This is a genomic window from Thalassoglobus sp. (genome assembly GCF_048270125.1).
Taxonomy (GTDB): Bacteria; Planctomycetota; Planctomycetia; order Planctomycetales; family Planctomycetaceae; genus Thalassoglobus.
Genome location: NZ_JBLWTN010000003.1, coordinates 27,616 through 49,555, shown reverse-complemented (window position 1 = coordinate 49,555; position 21,940 = coordinate 27,616). Strand labels below are relative to the sequence as shown.

General features: G+C 51.3%; 16 protein-coding genes. 10 read left to right on the top strand and 6 right to left on the bottom strand.

Annotation, left to right across the window (positions count from 1 at the left end; all coding sequences use genetic code 11):
* Nucleotides 1-25: 25 nt before the first annotated feature.
* Both ACN0YR_RS04720 and fhcD read right to left on the bottom strand, forming a co-directional pair.
* Nucleotides 26-1,945 (bottom strand): hypothetical protein, encoded by a 1,920-nt coding sequence (locus tag ACN0YR_RS04720; protein WP_417848044.1) that lies wholly within the window; start codon nucleotides 1,943-1,945, stop codon nucleotides 26-28.
* A gap of 5 nt (nucleotides 1,946-1,950) precedes the next feature.
* Nucleotides 1,951-2,856, bottom strand: coding sequence for a formylmethanofuran--tetrahydromethanopterin N-formyltransferase (fhcD, locus tag ACN0YR_RS04715; protein ID WP_417848043.1), 906 nt, complete (start codon nucleotides 2,854-2,856; stop codon nucleotides 1,951-1,953).
* 326 nt (nucleotides 2,857-3,182) lie between these two features.
* On the opposite strand from fhcD, the gene ACN0YR_RS04710 reads away from it, so the two are divergent.
* The 3 genes from ACN0YR_RS04710 (at nucleotide 3,183) to ACN0YR_RS04700 (ending at nucleotide 7,494) form a co-directional block, all read left to right on the top strand.
* On the top strand, nucleotides 3,183-5,321 hold the full coding sequence (locus tag ACN0YR_RS04710; protein ID WP_417848042.1) for an FG-GAP repeat domain-containing protein: 2,139 nt from the start codon (nucleotides 3,183-3,185) through the stop codon (nucleotides 5,319-5,321).
* Between the two features lie 302 nt (nucleotides 5,322-5,623).
* Nucleotides 5,624-6,268, top strand: coding sequence for an esterase/lipase family protein (locus ACN0YR_RS04705; protein WP_417848041.1), 645 nt, complete (start codon nucleotides 5,624-5,626; stop codon nucleotides 6,266-6,268).
* 422 nt (nucleotides 6,269-6,690) lie between these two features.
* Entirely contained in the window at nucleotides 6,691-7,494 is an 804-nt protein-coding gene (locus tag ACN0YR_RS04700; RefSeq protein WP_417848040.1) for an OmpA family protein, read from the top strand.
* A gap of 52 nt (nucleotides 7,495-7,546) precedes the next feature.
* Here the strand turns inward: ACN0YR_RS04700 and ACN0YR_RS04695 are convergent, their stop codons facing one another.
* The 3 genes from ACN0YR_RS04695 to ACN0YR_RS04685 all read right to left on the bottom strand — a co-directional run bounded on the left by ACN0YR_RS04695 (nucleotide 7,547) and on the right by ACN0YR_RS04685 (nucleotide 11,266).
* Entirely contained in the window at nucleotides 7,547-9,124 is a 1,578-nt protein-coding gene (locus ACN0YR_RS04695; RefSeq protein ID WP_417848039.1) for a hypothetical protein, read from the bottom strand.
* Nucleotides 9,125-9,197: 73 nt separating this feature from the next.
* The gene (locus ACN0YR_RS04690) at nucleotides 9,198-10,103 is read right to left on the bottom strand and encodes a DUF1559 domain-containing protein (protein ID WP_417848038.1); all 906 of its coding nucleotides are present in this window, start codon (nucleotides 10,101-10,103) and stop codon (nucleotides 9,198-9,200) included.
* A gap of 47 nt (nucleotides 10,104-10,150) precedes the next feature.
* On the bottom strand, nucleotides 10,151-11,266 hold the full coding sequence (locus tag ACN0YR_RS04685; protein ID WP_417848037.1) for a hypothetical protein: 1,116 nt from the start codon (nucleotides 11,264-11,266) through the stop codon (nucleotides 10,151-10,153).
* Between the two features lie 197 nt (nucleotides 11,267-11,463).
* Between ACN0YR_RS04685 and ACN0YR_RS04680 the strand changes: the two genes are divergently transcribed.
* The 6 genes from ACN0YR_RS04680 to ACN0YR_RS04655 all read left to right on the top strand — a co-directional run bounded on the left by ACN0YR_RS04680 (nucleotide 11,464) and on the right by ACN0YR_RS04655 (nucleotide 18,463).
* On the top strand, nucleotides 11,464-12,276 hold the full coding sequence (locus ACN0YR_RS04680; protein ID WP_417848036.1) for a uroporphyrinogen-III synthase: 813 nt from the start codon (nucleotides 11,464-11,466) through the stop codon (nucleotides 12,274-12,276).
* 586 nt (nucleotides 12,277-12,862) lie between these two features.
* Complete coding sequence (locus ACN0YR_RS04675) at nucleotides 12,863-14,023, top strand: BON domain-containing protein (protein WP_417848035.1); 1,161 nt, start codon at nucleotides 12,863-12,865, stop codon at nucleotides 14,021-14,023.
* A gap of 328 nt (nucleotides 14,024-14,351) precedes the next feature.
* The gene (locus ACN0YR_RS04670) at nucleotides 14,352-15,347 is read left to right on the top strand and encodes a hypothetical protein (RefSeq protein ID WP_417848034.1); all 996 of its coding nucleotides are present in this window, start codon (nucleotides 14,352-14,354) and stop codon (nucleotides 15,345-15,347) included.
* Nucleotides 15,348-15,641: 294 nt separating this feature from the next.
* On the top strand, nucleotides 15,642-16,916 hold the full coding sequence (locus tag ACN0YR_RS04665) for a beta-ketoacyl-[acyl-carrier-protein] synthase family protein (RefSeq protein WP_417848324.1): 1,275 nt from the start codon (nucleotides 15,642-15,644) through the stop codon (nucleotides 16,914-16,916).
* 296 nt (nucleotides 16,917-17,212) lie between these two features.
* The gene (locus ACN0YR_RS04660) at nucleotides 17,213-17,470 is read left to right on the top strand and encodes an acyl carrier protein (protein WP_417848033.1); all 258 of its coding nucleotides are present in this window, start codon (nucleotides 17,213-17,215) and stop codon (nucleotides 17,468-17,470) included.
* 72 nt (nucleotides 17,471-17,542) lie between these two features.
* Entirely contained in the window at nucleotides 17,543-18,463 is a 921-nt protein-coding gene (locus tag ACN0YR_RS04655) for a UbiA family prenyltransferase (protein ID WP_417848032.1), read from the top strand.
* A gap of 497 nt (nucleotides 18,464-18,960) precedes the next feature.
* On the opposite strand, the gene ACN0YR_RS04650 is transcribed toward ACN0YR_RS04655, so the two are convergent.
* Nucleotides 18,961-21,084: a PPC domain-containing protein gene (locus ACN0YR_RS04650; protein WP_417848031.1), complete on the bottom strand. Its 2,124-nt coding sequence runs from the start codon at nucleotides 21,082-21,084 to the stop codon at nucleotides 18,961-18,963.
* Between the two features lie 226 nt (nucleotides 21,085-21,310).
* Here ACN0YR_RS04650 and ACN0YR_RS04645 point away from each other — a divergent pair, with 226 nt between their 5' ends.
* Nucleotides 21,311-21,745, top strand: coding sequence for a secondary thiamine-phosphate synthase enzyme YjbQ (locus ACN0YR_RS04645; protein WP_145205424.1), 435 nt, complete (start codon nucleotides 21,311-21,313; stop codon nucleotides 21,743-21,745).
* Nucleotides 21,746-21,940: the final 195 nt, after the last annotated feature.

Here is a 21,940-nt window from a genome sequence, read left to right as displayed (position 1 = left end):
TCATTTTACACTTGACTCACTGTACCTATTTCCGAGGTAGAAATTTCCCCGCAGCCCGGATTCCCCAGACGTGTCGGCTGATGACATTTTTCCCATCAGGATCGAGGACACGATCTTCAAATTGAAAGACACCAAATGGGACCTCGTCGCTGAACCAGACATCGCGTTGATAGCGGTGGATCACGCCTGCACTGTTCGCGACATCGGTATGTGTGTATCCAACATGCGACTTGAACGCATCTGTCCGCACTTTCGTTTTGACATGACGAATTCTGGAGCTGGCATATGGTCGTCGCTTCGGGACTCCTCGGAAGAATGTTTGATCATCTTCTGAGATTTGCGAGCCATCGCGATTGTGAATAAACGTGACGGGCGGCAACCCAGCTTCTAGAGATTTGCGAGAGAACAGATACTCTTTCTCCTCATCATTGCGGGTCACAGTAATAAGTCGATTGCCCCCTTCGGCCGGGCCTGAATCCTGGAGCCGAATAATCAGTGTCTCTCCGTTGTAAGCTTCGGTCTGAAGCTCAACCCAATAGTCATCCTGTTTCTCTCCTTCCGGGATCTCACCGATCCAGGAATAGACTTTGCGATCAAACTTTGGCCGGGGGACGGAGTAGTCAATCCACCCCCGGGCTTCCATCACGTTGTATAACCAGGGTTGAGTCCAAGGGCTGTTCGCTGGATACCAGGCAGAAGAGAGAGAGACCGCCAAGAACACTAACGCCGGAACTTTCAAAAACCAGCTCTCTCCGCACCGGTTCAGGAACGGAATCATCGCCAATAGCCAAAACGGGGTCAGCCACAGCGTCCACCGCAAGGCAACGCTCACCCCGCCGTAGTTGTAGTTGTCGGTCTTCGTCATATAAAACGCGATGACAATAAACGTGAGCGCCAGTCCTAATAGGTGAAACGGACGCAGTTTCGACTTCCACCACAGGAAGCAGGTCAACCAACTTCCGAGGGTGAGCAAATAGATCGGCGAAAGTGAAAAGATACCGTGGTGCCCAACGAGGCAGTGCATCAAGTAGACAGGGAAAGAGTCCTTCCCCTGATCAATGCCTTGAGGGTCAAGCCAGTAACTAGGCTTTCCTTCGAAGACAAATAGATACTTCTCAGTCCCATAGAACATGTAGAACGGTTTCCACCCGCCGGTCGCATGGTAATTCGTCAGGAAAAATCCACCGATCGGAACCAGTGCCAGTGGCACAAAGCAGAGCAGCGTTTTCTTCGGATTGTTCTTCAACAAAATAAAGAACAGCCCCAAGCCGTACGCAGCTGCGGGGAGCTCATTACAAACACCAAAAGCTGCAAACAAACCGCACAAACCAAACCGCCACCAACTCTCTTTCTCCTGAGCAACAATCGTTATCGCTAAATACAACGAATAGATAATGAACGTCGTTCCGATGGTGTGGTTATTAAAGACAGCCAGGAATGGAACCAGCAGCGTTCCCCAACAGGTGGCTGTCATCAAGAAAAGTTGCCAGAAGAGATTGTCGCAATAGGTGCGTATCAACTTGAACATCAGCCACATCGCAATGGTCATTGGAATGATGTTGATGATGAACAGGATAATGCGAGCGACAGCTTCGGTATTGTCGAGCAAGTTCATCCCGGTGACCGCTTTCACGGCACGATAAATTTCCGCGACCAACCTCGGAAGCAGCGGAGGCTTCGTGGAATAGAAGTGGTCGTTGTGCCGCACGATATCGATGGTTCCCCATCCCGGCTGGGCCTGAATTTTGTCAATCTGATACGTGTTCTCTTCCACAAGAGAATAGACAGCACACCAGCGAGAGCGGTCGTTAGCACTTTTGAGTGCCCCTGAGCCGAGCAGTTTCGCAGTGATCAGCACAACAAAGCTGAATAGCAAAAAGAATGCAAACCAGCCAATCATTCGCGATGGCTGGTTTGAGGTCGATTCCGAATCGAGAGTAGACATGCTCATTACAATAAGTCACGAAGGTAAAAATGATGCTTTCCGAGTTTCCCGCCGTAGTTGCCGGCGGTGATCCTCAACACGCCCTCACAGGACGACGCAGAATGTAACCCCGCCCGCATCGCGTTTTGAACCGCCTCGGGGGAAAGGCCATCAATAACGATTTCGTAAACGGCATTACAGCCGTCAGGGAGTTCACTTTCCGCAAGTGGACGAAGAGTAGGACAATATGCTTCGTTCGTGCTTGCCCTCAACTTCTTGTACTGCGAACCGACCTTACTCCCCGACCTGACGATTCCACCGGGAAAAGGGAGAATGGAATCCGGGCACTTGCTGATTGCTTCAACCGCAACTTCCGTTGCGTGCAAGGTGTTCGCTTGTGAGTCTCCGCATAAAATCAGGTTTCCGCCGCCAACTCCAGTGACGGTTCCGAAGCGGTCTTCACAAAGAAACTCGCCATCCATGGTTGGGATGCGCCAAAATCGCTGTGAACCGAGCTGCTTTGAAAATTGAAAACCATCACCAAAGAAGCGAATCGCACCACCGACTTGAATTTGTTTCTCTTTGGGACAATCCTGAATTCCGTTATAGCATGCGGTTGTAGGTGTGGTGAGCACACACTGGCCGATGCGACCTTGAACCGCACTCGCAAGCGAATCCCGGTCGAACCCAAAAGCGAGCACCGAAACACCTGGACGTCCGTCCGGAGTTTCGTCCGGGCTGAGCTGCCGCTCCACAGCAACTTCCGCATCACACGCAATGACGCTTGTCGCATATCCCGACATCTCCGCAGCTGCGATCCCCGCCCAACGTGGCGACACAGCTGTGATAATGGCGCGCGTCCCCTTCATCGGAAACGCTTCGGCAAACGTATCGACAACTTCGACGCCATTGAGCTCAAGGAATTCCGCCAAGAGATATTCTTCCTCATTGATCCGAACAGACTTGCAGAGTGCCACAGGAGTTTAGAGAGCGCCGAGAGAAACCGAAAGATTGCCAGCACGTTGAAAGCAAATCGATATCAACAAGAAACTGGTGTGCTTTCGACAACCTTGGCCCCCAAATGGCCCTCTTCCTGAGGGAAGCAGGCTCTCCAAGCGAACACAGCCCCGGCATTTCTCGGATGCCCCACAAAAAGTTCTTCGTCGCTCGTTCTTTAACTTCTGTTATAGAATTCGCTACAGTCATGGCTCTGTAGCATCTTTCGAGAACTCTTCCTCAGAACACGACCGAGTGAGACATGATGACTTTCATACGCACTTCGTTACTCCTGATTCTCCTGCTTATTGTCCCCGCAGCCGTTTCAGGTGAAGATCAGTTGGAACCGATTCAGTACAACAACCCCGACCTGATCGTCGATCTAGGAGTCGGCCTGTGGGCCTGGCCGTTGCCGATGGACTACGATGGCGATGGCGACCTCGATCTCGTCGTCAGTTGTCCCGATTACCCTTATTCCGGTACTTACTTCTTCGAAAATCCGGGGACCGGAACCGGGCCGGCGAACAGCACGCCGATCTTCAAACCGGCAGTCCGCATCGCTGATAAAATGTCGAATGTCCAGATCAGCTACTTCAATGACACACCCATCGTTTCTTCACCGGGACGGATCTATCTCGACTTCCCGAAGAATCAATATTCAAAATCAGTCAACCTGGGTGTCCCGAGTAAGCTCGACTTAGAGTTCAAAAGGACACGTGCCAATCAATGGAAACTCGTCGACTGGGAAAACGATGGTGATCTGGACCTGATTGTCGGAATCGGAGTTTGGGACGATTACGGCTGGGACGATGCCTGGGATGAAGAAGGTGGCTGGAAGAACGGTCCGCTGCATGGATATGTCTACCTCGTAGAAAACCTCGCGACATCATCCTCTGAGACTCCAGTCTGGAAGTCCGTTCCCGAGAAAGAATCATGGCCGGAATCACTCGGTCCAAAACCCAAATGGGCCAAGCCTGTTCAGATTCAGGCAGGTGGCAAACCTGTCGATGTTTACGGCATGCCCAGCCCGAACTTTGCAGACTTCGATGGCGACGGAGACCTCGACTTGATCTGTGGAGAATTCATGGATGGATTTACATGGTTCGAGAATACCGGCACACGCGAAAAACCTGAGCTGAGTGAGGGTGTGGTCCTGGGTGCAAAACAAAAAGATGCGAAGAAGATTGAGACCCAGCATCGTATCCACATGGACTTGCAAATGATTACACCCGTCGCTGTCGACTGGGATGGCGATGGAGACATCGACCTCATCTCTGGTGATGAAGATGGTCGTGTTGCATTCATCGAGCGGTTCTCTGATTTCGAGAAACTTCCATCCGAAGAGCGAAAAGACCACTTACGAAGAACTCTTCTCACACCATTTTTTGGTCGCCCTCAATACTTCCAGCAAATCGCACACGACGTCAAGTTCGGAGCCCTGATCACGCCTGTCGGGTTTGACTGGGACGGCGATGGCGATGAAGACATTATTTGCGGAAACACAGCCGGACATATCGGCTACTTTGAAAATCTGGGCGGAGGAGAGACGCCAAAGTTTGCTCCGATCAAACTGATCCAGGAAGCGAAGTTTCAAAGTGGCGGAACCCCGATCACTGAGGACTTGAGATATCAAGCTGGACCGAAAGGGTCGATTCAAGGACCATGCGAAGCGAAATGGGGCTACTCGACGATTAGTATCGCTGACTGGAACAATGATCAACGTCTGGACATCATCGGAAATGGAATCTGGGGAAAAGTCAGAGTCCATCTACAAGGCGATCACCACACGTTCTTCACTCATGATGTGAAAGCTCAGTGGAACGGTGACGCACCAAAACCTCAATGGACCTGGTGGACACCCAAGAATGGACAGATCGCTACACAATGGCGAACGACTCCCACTGCAGTCGACTGGAATGACGATGGTCTGACCGATTTAGTCATGCTCGATCACGAAGGATATCTCGCCTTTTACGAACGAGCAAAAAAAGGGGATGAACTGTTCCTGAAAGCCCCGGAACGGATTTTCAAGATGGAAGGAAATTGTGAATTCGATGCGCGTCATCGTGCTGTTGGTGAAAAGAAAGATGGACTGCTGCGACTGAATGCCAGTCACGCCGGAGGAAGTGGACGCCGGAAACTGCACTTTGTCGACTGGGACGGAGACGGCCGCAAAGACCTGCTCGTCAACAGCGAGAATGTCAACTTCCTTAAGAACGTCCGCACCGACGAAGATGGGACTGTCTGGTTCAAGGACATGGGCAAAATGGATTCCCGCCGCCTCGCGGGACATACCACATCCCCCACCACCGTCGACTGGGACAAAAACGGCATCCCCGACCTCCTCGTCGGAGCCGAAGATGGTCGCCTGTACTACAAGAAGAACCCCCGCGCAAAATAGAGCCAGCCCGGAAACTAGCGAAATCGTCTCTGCTCTCAGCGAATCAGAGAGCAAATTCAGGTTTCAGGTTCAATTCTGCAATATCGTTCCGCCGGGCCGGTTCAACCGGCTCGGCGGAACATAGAGCAGTTTGTTCTACCGTGTGCCCGTGAAGAACACGTTTCATCAATAAAATTGCTTCTCGCCACGAGGCAGAATCTGTACACCAGCTCGAAAGATGCTCTGGATGAGGGACAATGGAACTTCTTGATGCGATGCCTACAGTCTCTGGTTGATGTTACTTCTACCGAGGCAGATTCGAGATGACCACAGAGCAAGTTGATCCCACCGGTCGCCCAGCGAAGGCTGTGATACTTTTGCACGGTCTCTTAAATCCCAGCGCTGCGATGTGGGTCCTGCAGAGGCGGTTTCGCAATAAAGGGTATCTCACTTTGAATTTTGGATATCGCAGCTTCTTTCAATCGATCGACCAAATCGCAGAGAAAACGATTCTTCGCTGCCAACAATTTCACGATGCGTTGCCAGATGACTGCGAACTGTCGATTGTCGGTCACAGCCTGGGAGCGATCCTGACGCGGTATTTGGTTCAGCAGCGAAAATTCCCCAAATTGCGGCGTGTCGTCCTGCTCACGCCGCCGAATCAGGGCTCGCATGTCGCCAGTCGAATGGGGAAAGTTTGCAGACGTTTTCTACCCGTTGTCGAAGAACTTGCCGATTCTCCAGACAGCTTCGTGAACCGAATGTCTCAGCAGATGCCCGTCGAGACAGGCGTCATTGCTTCGGCTCCGGATTATCTCATCGATGTGAAATGCACGCACATCTCAAGTGAAACAGACTTCACCACCATGCCCGGCCCACATGGGATCGTCATTTTTCGCAAAGCGGTGTTCGAACAGTCGCTGCATTTTCTCGAACAGGGACGATTCAGCCGACTGACAGAGTCGTAACTCATCTGAACGCACCTGGACGCATCAATAAACGCTCACGCAACCACTGAGATCGGCAGTTTTTGCGCAGTTTCGGCTGAAGCTGCCGGACGTTGAAAGTGTTACAGGCCAGAGGAATCGTCGTCACTCTAATGCGTTGAAGGACACGGCAAACCATTGTCTTCATTCAACTTATGTGCTCTGAAAGAAGTGAACTGAAGCAGGAGTTTCTGGGAGCAGGGACGAATCCTCTGCAAATCTTGAGTGGAAAGGGGTTCTCTTTAAAAGATTTTCGACATAAAACTAATTCCCCTACGGCAGCATTCGCCTGTCACGATATCCCCACTGATTCCCTTTCCGTCATTTTGATTTGCTCCACTCAAAACGATTTTGAGCTGGGTCGGCAAATCAAACCTTCCTCCTTCCAAACCAGGAATTCTTCGATGTCAAAAGACATTCGAAACATCATCCTTGCATGCAGCCTCTTCAGTCTGGTTGGCTGCCATAGTTACGCACCAGCCTGGCAAATGCGTCAGGCTCAGCTGCGGACTTATGAGATGTATCATGCACGCCAAAGACTTTCCGGTGAGCTTGCGCAAACCCAGGAGATGGCGAATCAACTGGCCTTGGAGAAACAGCAGGCTGAGCAAAGTCTGGCTGTCGCCAACCAGCGATTGCAAAATCTCGCTCAGGAACGGACTAAGCTGAATGATCAAGTGAAGCACTTGCTCACGACGCTGCCTGCTCCGAACAATCCACTGAGCGGATCAGCAAACAGACGCTTCGAAGATTTGGCACGCCGGTATCCTGAATTTGAATTCGATCCTGCGACTGGTGTCAGCAAGTTCAACGGCGATTTGCTCTTTGCAACAGGCAGCGACCAGATCCAACCGGGTGGACACCGCATCCTCAAGGAGTTCGCTCAAATCATGAACTCCGGCGACGCCCAGCAGTTTAACATTCTCGTTGTTGGTCATACTGACGATCAGCCGGTCGTGAAATCTGCGACGAAGGCTCGACATGAAACCAACTGGGATCTGTCTGCTCACCGTGCAACAGCTGTTGTGAAATCACTTTCGAAAACAGGACTGGCAGAACCAAGGATGGGGCTTGCTGGCTACAGCAAATTCCAGCCGAAACTTCCCAACACCAACGATGGTGCTCGTCAACAGAATCGCCGGGTGGAAATCTTCATCCTCGCTCCTGACGCTGCCATCGCCGGAAGAGATGCATCAACACCAAGATAGTTGATCACCGAATAGCCGGACACTTGAAGTGTCCGGCGTAAGCATGGCGAACTCACTTCAGAAGTTCTTCCAGCAATTCCGGAAACCACCCACTTTGCCAGTGATGTTTTCTCTGTGGGCCATCGATGTAAATTGCCGGGATCTCCAGACTCTTAAGCAATGAGTCCATCTCTTCGTGATGCTCGCGGAAATTGCCGTATCCAGCATGGATCAGCCGGTTGTCAGCCACGTTAGATTCGCTCGCCTGCTTCAGTATTGCTGACAAGTGATACTCTTCGAAGTTTTCTTCGCTTCCGAAAATCGGCATCGAGCCGTACTTTCCGGGAGCCTTCATCATCAGCGGAGCATCCCAAGCGGCGGCCTTGGCGAACTTATCCGGGTGACGCAACAGCAAGCTCCATGCTCCCCAGCCCGATTTGCTAAAACCGATCAACAATCGGCCATCTCGGTCATGGCGACCTTCTGGAACATTCCAGCGAATGAAGGGCAAAACCGATCCGAGAATGTACTGTTCCTGTTGAAGCTTTGGGTTGTCGGGGTGATCGGCATACCAGGGGAGATCGCTGAACGTGGCTGTTACGAAAATGATCTGATGCTTTTCGTGTAGCCCCTGCTGGTAAACTTCGGCAAGCGGGCTTCCCCATTGACTCCCTTCGCCCGCTTCAACCGGGAGAAGAAAAACGATTCTCAGTGGCTTCTCTTTTTGAGCCCCCAACGGTTTCAAGACATACAGATTCGTTGGAGCTGATTGATGTTCCGACTCCAGTTGATACGTTTCGAGACCATTCTCTCGAAAGATGGCTTGCCCTTTGGGCGGGGCTGCGTGCTTTTCAATGAACTCCACAATCGGTGTGGAATCTTCCAATCCATGCGGGTGATGGTTCACCCCTTTCTTGCGGATCATCTGGATTGAACCGCCCAGTTTTCGATACCTGTCTGCAATCAACCCACTGTTTTCTTCCCACGGAACAACATCATCGGCATCCCCAAAAACGTGCAGCAGCGGAACCCCCGCTAGCGCGAGCGGGCTGAGCTGATCAACCGGGTTTCCTTTGTATGCGAGTGCTTCTTCTTCATCCTTGAAGTTCCATAACTCCAGAACCAGCTTCCAATTTTGCTCACTTCCTTTTCCGGTTCCATTGCCTCCCGGCCAACTTTTGAAATCACAGACCGGGGCATCACCGTAAATACAGGCAACCTTTGTTGGATTGGCAATGGCCCAGTTGTAGCAGTACAACCCACCCCGGCTCAGGCCGACCAAAGCGACTTTGGGAGCAAGCTGATACTTGCCGGTCATCACTTCGTAGCACTTGTCCCAATGCTTCACCGCAGACGGAGACCCCAACATGTTTGGGATCGACAGATAGACGAGATGAAATCCACGATTGAGCAGTTCAATATCCGGAGCCGGTTTATGCCCGAAGAACTCTCCATGCCAAACCCACGGTCGCCCCGGAGCGACTTTCTTTGGCACGACCACCGTCGCCGTTTTTCCCTCAACATCAACCTGGTACTTCGCAAAACCGTGCCAGTCCCCAGCTTGACCGGGGAACTGAACTGCCTCCTGAGAAACGCCTGTATTGGCGAAGCACATCAGAAAGAGAATTAAACTGGCGTGACAGATTTTCATTCTATTCTTTCTATCGCAGTGGCCTGTTGCCTCCGCAAGTTTGCGTTCCTATGCATTGCTGAATGCGACGATTTCAGAATGACTCAATCCTTTGTCCATCATCCTTTGCTGCCAGCTTTTGCAGAGTCCCCATTTCTCCGGGGGTTTCAAACTCCCGACTGTCGATATCCAGCGAGATTGCCCGCACTGCTCCATCGCACAATGTGAACTGAACAAACCCGTCGTGGCGGCTGGAAAAACCGTACTGACTTTTGTTGAGTGGAGTAGCAAAACTGGCATCGCTGACAATGTCGCTTTCGTGATAATTCGAACGCGGTCCAGGCCAAATCGCAGCACCACCCTGGATGTCTTTCTCTCCAACCATCAACGTATTCGAAGTTCCATCTAGGATCTCTCGAATTCGCGTTCCACGGTTCAGTCGGAACATGCCATACAGCTTTTCGTTCTCTATTGAAAGGACAGCTGTGGAGTTTCCGGGCCAGAAGGCTGTGTTCGTCTGACTTGCAGACCAACGAGGAATTGGAATTGCGCCATAATTCCCGACGTAATTGGATGTGCCCCACTCTCCGCGAATGGGATTTTCACTCGGAGTCGAATCCATTGGGCAACGGTAGTACTCAATTGGTTTTTTCAGGAGCGTTTGATCGCGAGTTGAATAGACAGGTTCCGTCAAATCGAGACGATTGTACAACGGCGCTTCGTCGATAAACGGGAGAATCATGGACTGCCAACCGGTCGAAGGATGCCCTTCCCCTTCCATTCGTTTACTGATCCATCCCGGCGGGAACATTTGATACACATCGTGGTAATTGTGAATGGCAAGCCCTATCAACTTGAGGTTGTTCTTGCATTTGACGGATCGAGAATCTTCACGCGCTCGCTGGACAGCTGGCAAGGCAGTGGCGAGGAGCAGGAAGACAACTCCGAGAACAATGATTGTTTCCACACGAGTGAACGCTTGATATTTTCTATTGATCATTTGATTTGCCCTGAATGTTTGAGTTATTAGAAAGAAGATTGCTTCGCTTACCACTCAGGGAGAGTGTCGGGAAGTGACTGAATACGCCATTCGCTTTCAACGTTGTTTCGCGCAAAGACAATCGTCTGACCGCTGTTCCCTTTCTTCATACTGGCAGGCAGTTTCACGGCGAGGTCATTCATCGTTGCTCTCTCTTTCGCTGCCAGGTCGATAAACCTCCAGTTTCCCTCCACTAAATCAAACTTGAAAATTCTGGATTGGTCACCCTGCACCAAAGAAGGAAGCGTGATCACTGCAGTGGCCCCTTGAACATCTGCTTTCGCCTCTGCGGACTCTTTCAAATCCCGAATCATGGCTGCCTTCATCGCCGGTTGACCGATTCGTGTCAGCAGCCTGCTCTGCGTTTGATCAACAGATAGCAACTCAACTTCAGAAATTGGATAGACGTTTTCTACGAACTCCTGAAGCTTGCCCTCTTCAAGCAGAGCGGCAGCCTGTTCGAGCATCTTCGACAAATCATCTCCAAGTCCCTCGTATGCGACTCCTTCTACGACTTCGGATCCGCTCAGAGCAAACTTCTTCAGATTCATTCCAGAGTCAGGCAATTCTTTCAACTTATAGGTGACAATCGCCACCGTTTGAGAAGGGTTGAGTTCGACCGATCCGTTCAATGCAGACTGAAGATGTATTCGGTATTCATTAAAGATTTTCTCGGTCAGTACCTGATCAACAACTTTTCTTCCTTCACGTTTGACGACATCTTCATACCTGCTCTGCAATTGATCCGGCAGGTAGCTGTGAACAAACATTTGAGCTGATTTCTTATCGATAGTCTCGATGGCTGCCTGAATGGTGGTCTTCAGCTTTTCTTCAACTGTCGACTTCTCTGTCGGCTTCTCTGTCGACTCCGACGTCTTTGTGCCGGTTTGTTCTGACGACGTTGTCGACGCTTCAGGAACTGCCTCTACGCCGGGTGAGTCAGGAAGAGAATTATCCAGAAGTTGCTCTGGCTTATCCCCAGAGTTCAGCACAAAGACTCCCACCAGCAGGCCCAAGACCAGCGAGAGTACGCTGAAGCACACCACAATTCCCCAGGACGCTGAGCCCCTTCTGCTCGATCGGGAGTTTCCCTGATGTTTGTCACTCTTCGCAGCTGTTTTCATAGCAATGCCCCTTTGTTGCGTCCCGTTTTTAATGTTGCTCTGAGTATGACAATTCAATTTCGCCCGGTAAACTGTTCAACCATGTATCCGTGCCGCAGCGAAACTCGTTGTCGAGCCTGGAACATGACCGCTTAGCCCCCCCAGTGAGCCACCAGTGATTCAGAAGGGGCTACTAACATCACATTCAGAATTTCATCATGTCAACGAATCCAGTTCGCGTTTGTTCCTTTGAGTCTCGACGTCAGATCGAAATGACGAAGTTGATTGAGAAATTCGGTGGCATCCCCACCGTCGCTCCATCAATGAAAGAGGTGTCACTCAACGAACAGCCATCTGTCCATGAATTCGCTGACAAGCTGCTGGCGGGCGAAATTGACGTCACCATTTTTCTCACAGGCGTCGGAACCGACTCGCTCTTTGAAGCACTGAAAGACCGACTCACGGAAGAGGAACTCGCTGAGAGAATTCGTCAAACGTTTGTGGCAGCTCGTGGACCGAAGCCGGCGACCGCCCTTGCGAAGAAGAAAATCAAACCGGAGTTAAAAGCTCCTGAGCCGAACACATGGGAAGACCTCGTCAGCGAGTTCGAAAAACTTGCATTCGACTTTTCCAACAAGCTTGTCGCCATCCAAGAGTACGGCGCCCCCTCGAAAGAGTTGTATGACTGGTTGCAGGCGAAAGGGGCGAAGACGCTGCCTGTTTCGATATATCGCTGGGAACTCCCCGATGACATCGGACCGCTCCAGTCGGCGATTCGAGGAATCATTGATGGAGAGTTCGACCTGATTCTCTGGACGACTGCTCAACAGTTTGTGCATGCAACTCAGGTGGCTGAGGAGATGAACCTCAAAGAAGAGTGGCTGGCGGCCTGTGGTGAATGCGTCAACGCCAGTATCGGCCCGACCGCGACGGCGCGGATTCAAGAATACGGAGTCACCCCAGCTATGGAACCATCACACCCGAAGATGGCACATCTGGTCCGGGAAGCGATCGACTTCGTGAGAAAGTAGGCTCGTCCAGCTGAAGACTTCAAGCGCCGTGCTGACCAAGCTTCTTTCACAAGTTCGGTCTTTGCTCTGCGGCTGCTGGATGGCCTCAACTTGACTGACGCTGCGTTACATAGAGCTGGGCCTGAAACTTGAAATTGCTCTCTCAAACGTTGAGAAAAGCGACGATTCCAGAGCTTTTCGGACTGGTTCTAGAGCAGTTTGCTCTGCCATGTGCCCGTGAAGAACGCATTTCTCTAGTAAAAATACTGTTCGCCACGAGGCAGAACCTGCAAACCAATTCGAAAGATGCTCTAAATAGCACAGCTTCACATTTGAACTTCGACAGTTCGATACGAATAATCTGCTGTTGCAAAGTCGAGCTCGACTTCTCTCCTGGAAAAAATCTTGAGGGTTTTTGGTGAAATTCACAGTTTTTCTGGCTGGCAGAATCATTTTAACCGAAATAACCAGAATAACTGAACTCATCGATCTCATCAGGCCGATGACTGAATTAACTATCATTCGATCGAGTCCGCTCCGGGCGACCGGAAGAGCCGATTCCAACGGAAACGGCAGCGGAGCACTCAAGACTTAAAGGAGTGAGTCCATGCTTCTGCCACGGAAATGGGCACTGAGCCTGGGATTGCTGGCAGCAGTTCCAAGTATCTCAGTGGCCGGCCCACTAGATTTTTTGAAACCCGGAGAGGGGCAACAACAAACCTCCCCTGCGGCTCAAAAAGCGGCACCGACCAATCAAAACCAAAAGGTTGCAGAGGAGATTGCCCAGGCACTCAACCGCGCCAAATTGGTTCACCAAGACATCTCAATTGAGTTCAAAGCAGGTGTGGCCACGATCGGTGGTCAGATCAAAGATGAGCCTCAACGAGCAATCGTAACTCGGCTTGCCAGCCGTGTTCCGGGTGTTGAAACCGTCGAGAACAATCTTCAACTGATGGAGAGCTCGAGACCAACTGCGGATTCTCCGATTCAACAAGCTGCTGCTCAACAGCAGGGTGGAATGAATCGCCGCGTGCAACCTGTTGCTTTTGACCAAAAACAGGCTCGAAGCAATCAGGAAGTTGCTCAAAACATCGCAGAAGCTTTGACTTCCGCAGGATTGAGCGGCTACGACATTGAAGTTCGCTACAAAAACGGAGCAGCGAGCCTGATCGGCAATGTTGAAGACCCGGGTCAAGTCGCCCTGGCTCAGCAAGCCTGTTCATCAGTTGCTGGTGTCGGTCAAGTGATCAACCAGTTGAAAGTGAAAGGCCGCCCAGCTCCACAATTCGCACAAGCTGGACCGCAAGGTCAACCACAATTCGGTCCACAGGGGCAACCCCAGTTCGGACCACAGGGTGGACCTCAGTTCGGACCACGTGGACCGATTCAACAAACTCAAGGTGTCGCTCCTCAAGGAATGCCACCGGGTCCTGGTTATGCTCCCGGCATGCCTGGTCGCCCACCAGTTCAGGGTTACCCAACTCCAGGCGGACAGAACGCACAAGTTGGTCACCAGGTTTACAACCAACCGAATGTTCCTGAACACGCATGGCCTTCGTACGCTCAGTATGACAACTACGCAGCTGTGACTTACCCAAGTCAGTACGATGCGAGTGCATTCCCCTACATCGGCCCGTACTACCCCTACCCGCAAGTTCCAATGGGTTGGAGAAGTTCGACTTTGGAATGGGACGACGGCAGCTGGAACCTGACCTTCGATTCTCGAACAGATCGCTGGTGGTGGTTCATGAACCCCAAAAACTGGTAACCCAGGCAAAGCGAGTAAACGCGGAAGTTCCGCTATCGACTTGATTCGAATGATTTCGGCCTCTCGGAGAGTCTCTCCAAGGGGCCGATTTTCATAAACTGTTACCGGCCAGTCACTTTTGGCAATTTCCTCTCAACAAAAATGACCTTTCAGTGATTGCCTTGGACCGATAGACTCTGCACCCACCTCTTGTTTCTGCTCACATTCGTGAAAAGAGCAAGCCCCACCACGGTGGCGTTCAATGGAATCGAACGCATTATCAAGACAATAACGGACATCAACGACCAATTCATTGGCTGTCTGATTGACCGGGAAGGATCCGATACTCATGCCCTTCAGTCTGAAATCAATTTGCCAGGCCCCCCTCTGTTTGGCATTTGGGATCGCTGTCACATCGAACCTGGCTTTTGGTCAGTTTCCGCAAACGCAACCCAATACTCAACAACCTGCTGGTGCCACCCCTCTAATCCAAAATGCGGCAAGAGCACCGGTTCAGATGGAAATCAAACCGGAACGGCCCTCTCCGCAAATGTTGTTGGTACTTCAGGAGTGGGAACAAAAAACCGCAGGGATCGACACGCTCCAGGGAGTGTTCCGTCGATACGTCTACGACAGCACATTTGGTGTCGAAAAACGGGCTGTTGGTGAGTACTGGTTCGGCTCTCCTGATAAAGCACGCATGGACTTCAATCCCGATCCGGATATTGTCAAAGCCCTCGCAGCATCTCCCGGACAACCGCTGACACATAAAGCTCCCGACGGAAAAGTTTATTCCGTCGAAGCAGACGCACACAAAGTCTGGATCTGTAACGGGAAAGATATTCTGGAAGTGGATGTCGCCCCGAAGCAATACAGCAAAATGGAAATCCCACCACAATATCAGGGACAACGCATTACCGATGGACCGATGCCGTTTCTCTTCGGAATGAAAGCGGACTCAGTCACCAAACGCTACAAAATGGCCTTTGGCGAAATGCACGATCCAGAGCGACAGATTCACATCATCGCTTATCCGCTTGTCCCAAATCTTCGACGAGAGTTCCAACGAGCCGAAATTCTGCTCGATCCGAACACTTTTCTTCCAAATGCTGTGAAACTGTGGGACCCTTCGGGAAATCAAGAAACCGTGTACCGATTCTATACTCCAAAGCCATTCACACTTGCTGATAAGCTAAGAGGGCCTTGGTCGATTTCACTCCGGGGATACGAGAAAATGCAGGACATCAAAGCGAATCCTGACCAACTCCCAATGATGGACCGACGCACCTCCAAACCGACTCTCAGACAAACCGTAGGCGGAGAATCTCCACTGCGAACAAATTAATTGCCTGACCGAAAAACTCATCTTTTCTGAAGAGTGATTCACCAAAGCCCGACCCGGACACGTCCGTGCTCGGGCTTTTGGCGTTATTTCGGACAAAACGCACCTCTTCGCCTGAAATCTTTCGCCAATCACCTCCCGTGGGCGTTTCGCTTGAATGCATTCCCTGAAATGTGAACTCGGGCAATGTGGTTGGGATTTTCGGTGAATCTTCTTAGAATCTGTCTCTTCACTTTAGAAACCCTGTTTGGAGTGTTGGGCGTCCCGCTTCTGGAGCGGGGCTTGCTCGTAATCATAATGCCGGAACAATTGCCTGACGACGAAAGAATTGTCATTACCGGGGTCGGTCTTGCTGCCCCGAATGGGGATTCTCTGACTGAATACCGAGCCGCGTTACTCGCGGGAACTTCGGGAGTTCAACCATTTGAAACTCGCTACATCAAGCAACCGGTGCTAGCTGGAATCTGTCATTTCGACGAATTCAAATACCAGAGACGGAAAGAACGTCGTCGAGGCACCCGCGCGGGGTCGGTCTCGATTTACTGTGCGAACGAAGCAGTCATCGATTCAGGTATCGATTGGGAAAACACTCGTCGAGACAGGGTCGGTGTTTACCTGGGGATCACCGAACACGGGAACGTTGAGACCGAGAACGAAATCTTCGAGATCTCCCAGTTTGACTATGATACCAAAGTCTGGTCCCACCATCACAATCCCCGCACGGTGGCCAACAACCCAGCCGGCGAAGTCACGCTGAACATGAAAATCACAGGGCCTCACCTGACAGTGGGGGCAGCCTGTGCTGCTGGAAATGCTGGATTTATTCAGGGTTTGCAGATGCTGCGACTGAAAGAAGTCGACATGGCGATTGCGGGTGGAGTCTCGGAAAGTATCCACACATTTGGGATTTTCGCCAGTTTTGCCAGCCAGGGAGCCTTAGCATGGCACGAAGACCCAGCCAAAGCCTGCCGACCTTTTGACACGAAACGCAACGGGATCATCGTCGCTGAAGGTGGAGGAATCTGCACCCTTGAACGCCTCACCGATGCCCGTGAGCGAGGAGCAAAGATCTATGGGGAAATCGTCGGATACGCCATGAACTCTGACGCCAGCGATTTCGTACTCCCCTCGGCAACTCGACAAGCTGAATGTATTCAACTGGCTCTCAACAAAGCAGGCCTCACTGCCGACGATATCGATATCGTTTCCAGCCACGCAACTGCGACTGAGCAGGGCGATATTGAAGAATCGAAAGCTTTGAAAGCTGCGTTTGGCGACCGAACTACCGTCGCGATCAACAATACAAAAAGCTACATCGGTCACGCGATGGGGGCAGCGGGCGCTCTGGAATTACTCGGAAATATCCCATCCTTTGGAGATCGCATCGCCCATCCGACAATCAATCTGGACGAGCAGGATCCTCGCTGTGAATTGCACCAGGTCGTCGCAAATCGCCCTCGACACATGGAGAAAGTCGAATATATCCTGAACAATTCCTTTGGGATGCTCGGGATCAATTCGGTCCTCATCGTCAAGAAATTCCCAGCGGAACAGGGTGGCGTTTACGAATAAACACCGATTTAAACGTAAAGAGACCAGTTGATCCAAAATCGATTGATTCAAAATGATTTCGACAGTTTTGTCTGGGCTTCTTATTGATTCGTTCTAAAGTCCTTTGCATTCATGGCCGCTTCGTTGTCCAATACGAATCCAGTGAATCCATTGCAGAAACGAGCTCACTTTTCAGGCTCATTTCAACGATCATACTCATCCCGAAGCCGGATGCTGATCTCTCAGACTTCTGAGACAGATCAAATCCCAGGTTTTCGGCCAATTATTTTTCACACAGGTTGAGGAGAACTCCCGGAATGACTCCCCCGGAAATACGTCAAGTCATTATCAATATCTTGGAACGCATTGCCCCCGATGAAGATTTGTCCGATCTGGACGACTCTGTCGCGTTTCGAGAGCAAATGGAACTCGACAGCATGGACTTCCTCGACATCGTCATGGAACTTCGCAAGCTGTACCGCGTGCAAATTCCTGAATCCGACTACGAACAGCTGGCTTCAATGAATAGCACTGTGGAATACCTCACTCCGATCCTCAAAGATACGGACGCGTAAACACGTGTGGACTTGGCTGAGCCGGATACGTCAAGTGTCCGGCTAACATTGCTTCTTTTCACGACTGCTCACATGCTGTCTTATCTTCGACTCTGTCGATTCCCAACAGTCTTTACGGCACTGGCTGATATCGCAGCCGGGTTCTTACTGACACATGCCGCGCTGAACCCAGCATCCAAGTTCGGATTGCTGTTAGGGGCGAGTGCCTGCTTGTACCTGTCCGGGATGGTCTTCAACGACGTCTTCGACGTCAAACAGGACTCCGAAGAACGCCCAAATCGCCCGATCCCATCTGGGGAGATCTCCAGACGCAACGCGACGATTTTTGGTGCATGCTTGATGGCTGGCGGTCTCGCATTTGCCTACGCTGCCGATCTGCGCAGCCTCATCATCGCTAGCGGACTGGCTGTCTGCATTCTGCTTTACGATGGTCTGATGAAGCGGACACCGCTCGGCCCGTTGTTTATGGGAGCCTGCCGAAGTCTGAATTTAATCCTCGGAGCAAGCACCGCGGGGATTCGGCTGGCCGGAGCATTTCAACAGCCACTCTTGTGGGTCGCAATTTGTATGGGAATTTACATCGCTGGCGTGACCTGGTTTGCCAAGCGAGAGGCCAAACAGAATTTACGCCTCCCGCTCTTGCTCTCACTTTTAGTCATCAACACAGGGCTCGCTGGCCTCGCAATCTGGCTGGGTGATTTTGCAGTCCACCTGGGAATCCCTCTTCCTCCCGGAATTGCTAACTCACAAGCTGTTTTGGGAATTTGGGCTGTGATTGCTATCACGATTAACCGCCGTGCCATCGCTGCGGTAATTGATCCGTCCCCGAAGAAAATTCAACCCAGCATCGGAGTCATGCTACTCTCGGTGATCGTCCTGAACGCCACCTTCATCTACTTCAAATTCGGGAACGCCGGGATCCCATTCGCTGTTGGAGTCCTGCTCTTATTGCTCCCAGCAATCGGCCTGCGACGCGTCATTCCAATGACGTAACAATAAAGTCCCACCTGCCCGAAAGACCTTCTCCTGACAGGTTCTTTGGCCTCTGTGATGAACGGCGAGCTGTCGCTCATGCCCTCGACCCCGCATTGTAACACGCATTGAATTGGGAAACTTCTCAACCGAAATGATTGCTGCGCCAACAGCGTGCGCGTCCCGTTCGTGGTCGTAGAGCGAATAGAAAGCTATCTTTCGAAGTTCAGCACGAGAAAAGCCAGTGAGTGAATGCTTCATCGGGCCTTTGGTTTATGCTTATAAACCAATTGGAGCATTCACTTTTGGCCTTTTTCTTGAAGCCAGCTTTTTCACCCGCATCGCTTCCAGAGCATCTTTCGAATTGGTTTGCAGGTTCCGCCTCGTGGCGAACAGCATTTTTCCTAGAGAAATGCGGTCTTCACGGGCAAACGGTAGAGCAAACTGCTCTAGAATGAACAAAACCGCTTTGTCCAGCCTAACCGGAACGTTTGTACTCTCACCTGCATCTCAAAGAACTACTTCTTGTCAGCATCCGCCACTTTCTCGGGAGCAGTTTCGGGGACAACGCTGATTAAAAGCGGCTGACTGGAATAGGTCGCCTTCATCACGAAGTTGAGTGAGATATTCGCCATGACGCTGCAAAGTTGTTTCTCAACCGTTGGAGCATCTTTCGCAGCTGTAATCAGAAGATGCCCGGAAGACTCTTTGGCAGTCAGCAAGGTTTTGCTTTTCTTGCTATCAATGGTAATCCCTTTAGGGAGCACGTTCGCAAACTTCGTTGAGAGATGCTGAAACAGCATGTCGAGCGTGACATTCTTATCGAACCCTTCTGCTCGCTCAATCGTCACCCCAACTTTGATTGACTCTCCCGGTTTCAAACTGATTTCCGTTTGGTCGAGTTGCACTGAACGAATATCCGAAGGGGCCCCGACAGCCACAGTATGCATCGAAACAGGCCAGTGATTTCGACCACCACCCGGCATATACGTTTCCTGCATCGATTGCGCTGCAACGCTGATCTCGCGAGCCTCGCCCCCTTCTCCAACTTTCGCTTTCCCACGCACAATGATGTTCTTTGCAATCGGTTTCGCATCCGCTGTCGCTTCCAGAATGATGCAACCGTCCGTCCCTGTCGAAAGAATCCGTCCACCATGAGCGGTCACTCCCTCGGGGAGATTCTCGACGGAGAGTTCAATCTCCCCCGTGAATCCGTTCTTCCGCACAGTGCGAGCAAACAGAGCTCCACTGGTTCCGGGTGTCAGCTGAGTCTTGTCAGTATCGAGGACCAATTCGAAGTACGGCTCTGGACGTGTTGCACTCAGAAAATAAGTAAACTGCTCTCCGCCACGTAAATGGACATCGCGAATATTGATCACGTAATCGCCATCAGCCGGTGCAGCCCAATTTTCAATCATTGAATCCTGATACGTCCGCTTTCCCCAAGTCCGCAGGTCGTCATTCTCGGATAGTGATTTCCCATCGCTATTGGTAATCCAGATGATTGGGTCCATCGCTGAGTTCAGTCGTCGCGCGATGGTTTCAAACGTGAATCGCTCACCCTTTTTGGCGGTGAACTGATAAGAGTCGATGTCAGAGACCTGTTCAATCTGCCCAGCGATGCCGCCGGGAATGGAAATCGCCTGCTTCCCTTTCTCACTCCCTTCAGAGAAAAGTTGTTCCACCTCAACGGGGTGTTCGCTCACTGCGAGAAGGACCGGATTGGAACGCCCATCCGGAAGCGGCAACTGAACCTCCTGCATTCCGAGCGCGACGCCTTCACCGGGCTGCCATTCCACGGTCTCCAGTTCACCCAAATTTGTTCCGATCAACTTCACCGCAGCTGGCTGCCCCTGCTGAACCGCGATCGGATGAATCGTTTCAATGTAGGGCTGATCACTCACTTCAATCACATAATTCCAGTAACGGTTGCCCTTATAGCGAACGTCCCGCACTTCAATGTAATAGTCCCCCGCTTCCGAAAATGTGTGACTCAAATAAGGGTCTGCAGCATACACATTGTCCGCCGCAGCGACTGTCGAACCGGTCGAATTCCGAATTGTCAAAATCGGATCGACATGCGACTGCAAATCGTGAATCTTATCTTGCAACCGCATCGCCAGCGTGTGAAACGTCAACGTGGCTGGGGCATCAAGATGGAACTTGAACAGGTCAACATCCTCGGACTTCTCCACAGTTCCACAAATCGCAGCCGGGACCGTCACCTCGGTCGCGGTTTCAATCGTGTCGTTTTTGTCGGATTCATTCACGACCGGCAAACGAGTGATGACCACCTGCCCGAGTGTGCTGGCGCCGGTTGGTCCCAGAATGCGAAACTCACGCACTCCTTCAGCTGCCTCTTTGGACACGGTGAATTCAATTTTAATTTTCGTTAGCGAAGGAGTCTTTCCATCCTTACCGAGTTCCATCGGCGTGACGATTTTCCCCGTCACCCCTTCTCCGGAAACAATCACACGGTCAGCACCAAACATGCTGTAGCGAGATTCCAGTTCATGCTCCGACGAGGTCCCCAACTGAGCAGCTGCAGGCTTTAAACCCATGAGCATTGGATAAGAAGTTTGCCCCCAACCGATTGCAGGGAGAAAGAGAAACATCAACAGCATACAGGTGAGACGCAACATGAGGATTCTCGGCAGGAAGAAGCTGGAGGAAGGTTTCAAGGTATCCTGACAGCAGATGCAAATCCCTCGAAGAACGAGAGAACTCGATTGCAACGGCTTTCAATCAGCTTCTAAACTAACCAGCAAGCAATCCTGTTTCAAGATTCGTCTTCATTCCGGCGATTTTCCAAGCGACTCAAAACTTCCAAGTCATCACGACAAACCACATAGCTATCAGCGATCCAAAATGAAATCCCTGACCAAAGAACTCTGGGTGGACATCCCCGAACGGAGAGCCATCGTCTCGATCCACTCGGACGTCGAACGCCTCGTCACTGAGAGCGGAGTCCAAGACGGACTGGTACTCGTGAACGCGATGCACATCACTGCGAGCGTTTTCATTAACGATAATGAATCGGGTTTACATGCTGACTATGAGCGCTGGCTGGAGGAACTCGTCCCCTTTAATCCCGGTAGCGATCCAGCTTCAGGCGGCTACCTGCATAACCGAACTGGCGAAGACAACGCCGACGCCCACCACAAACGCCAAATCATGGGCCGCGAAGTCGTCGTCGCCATCACCGACGGCAAACTCCACCTGGGACCATGGGAACACATCTTTTACTATGAATTCGATGGCCGACGTCGCAAGCGAATTCTGGTCAAAATTATTGGAGAGTGACAAATCTTGCCGAGCAAGTCACAGGAAGACTGCTCACATGGAACATCAAACTCTCAGAGTCCATCGGACGATGGAATAGGTTCTCTGGTTTTCGTAGTTTGGGATGAGCTTTGCATGGTGTGCAGCTGAAATTTGAATGCGAATAGTATTGGCATGAAGGCCGGTTGAATGACGAGAATTTTGTTTTCTTTGCTT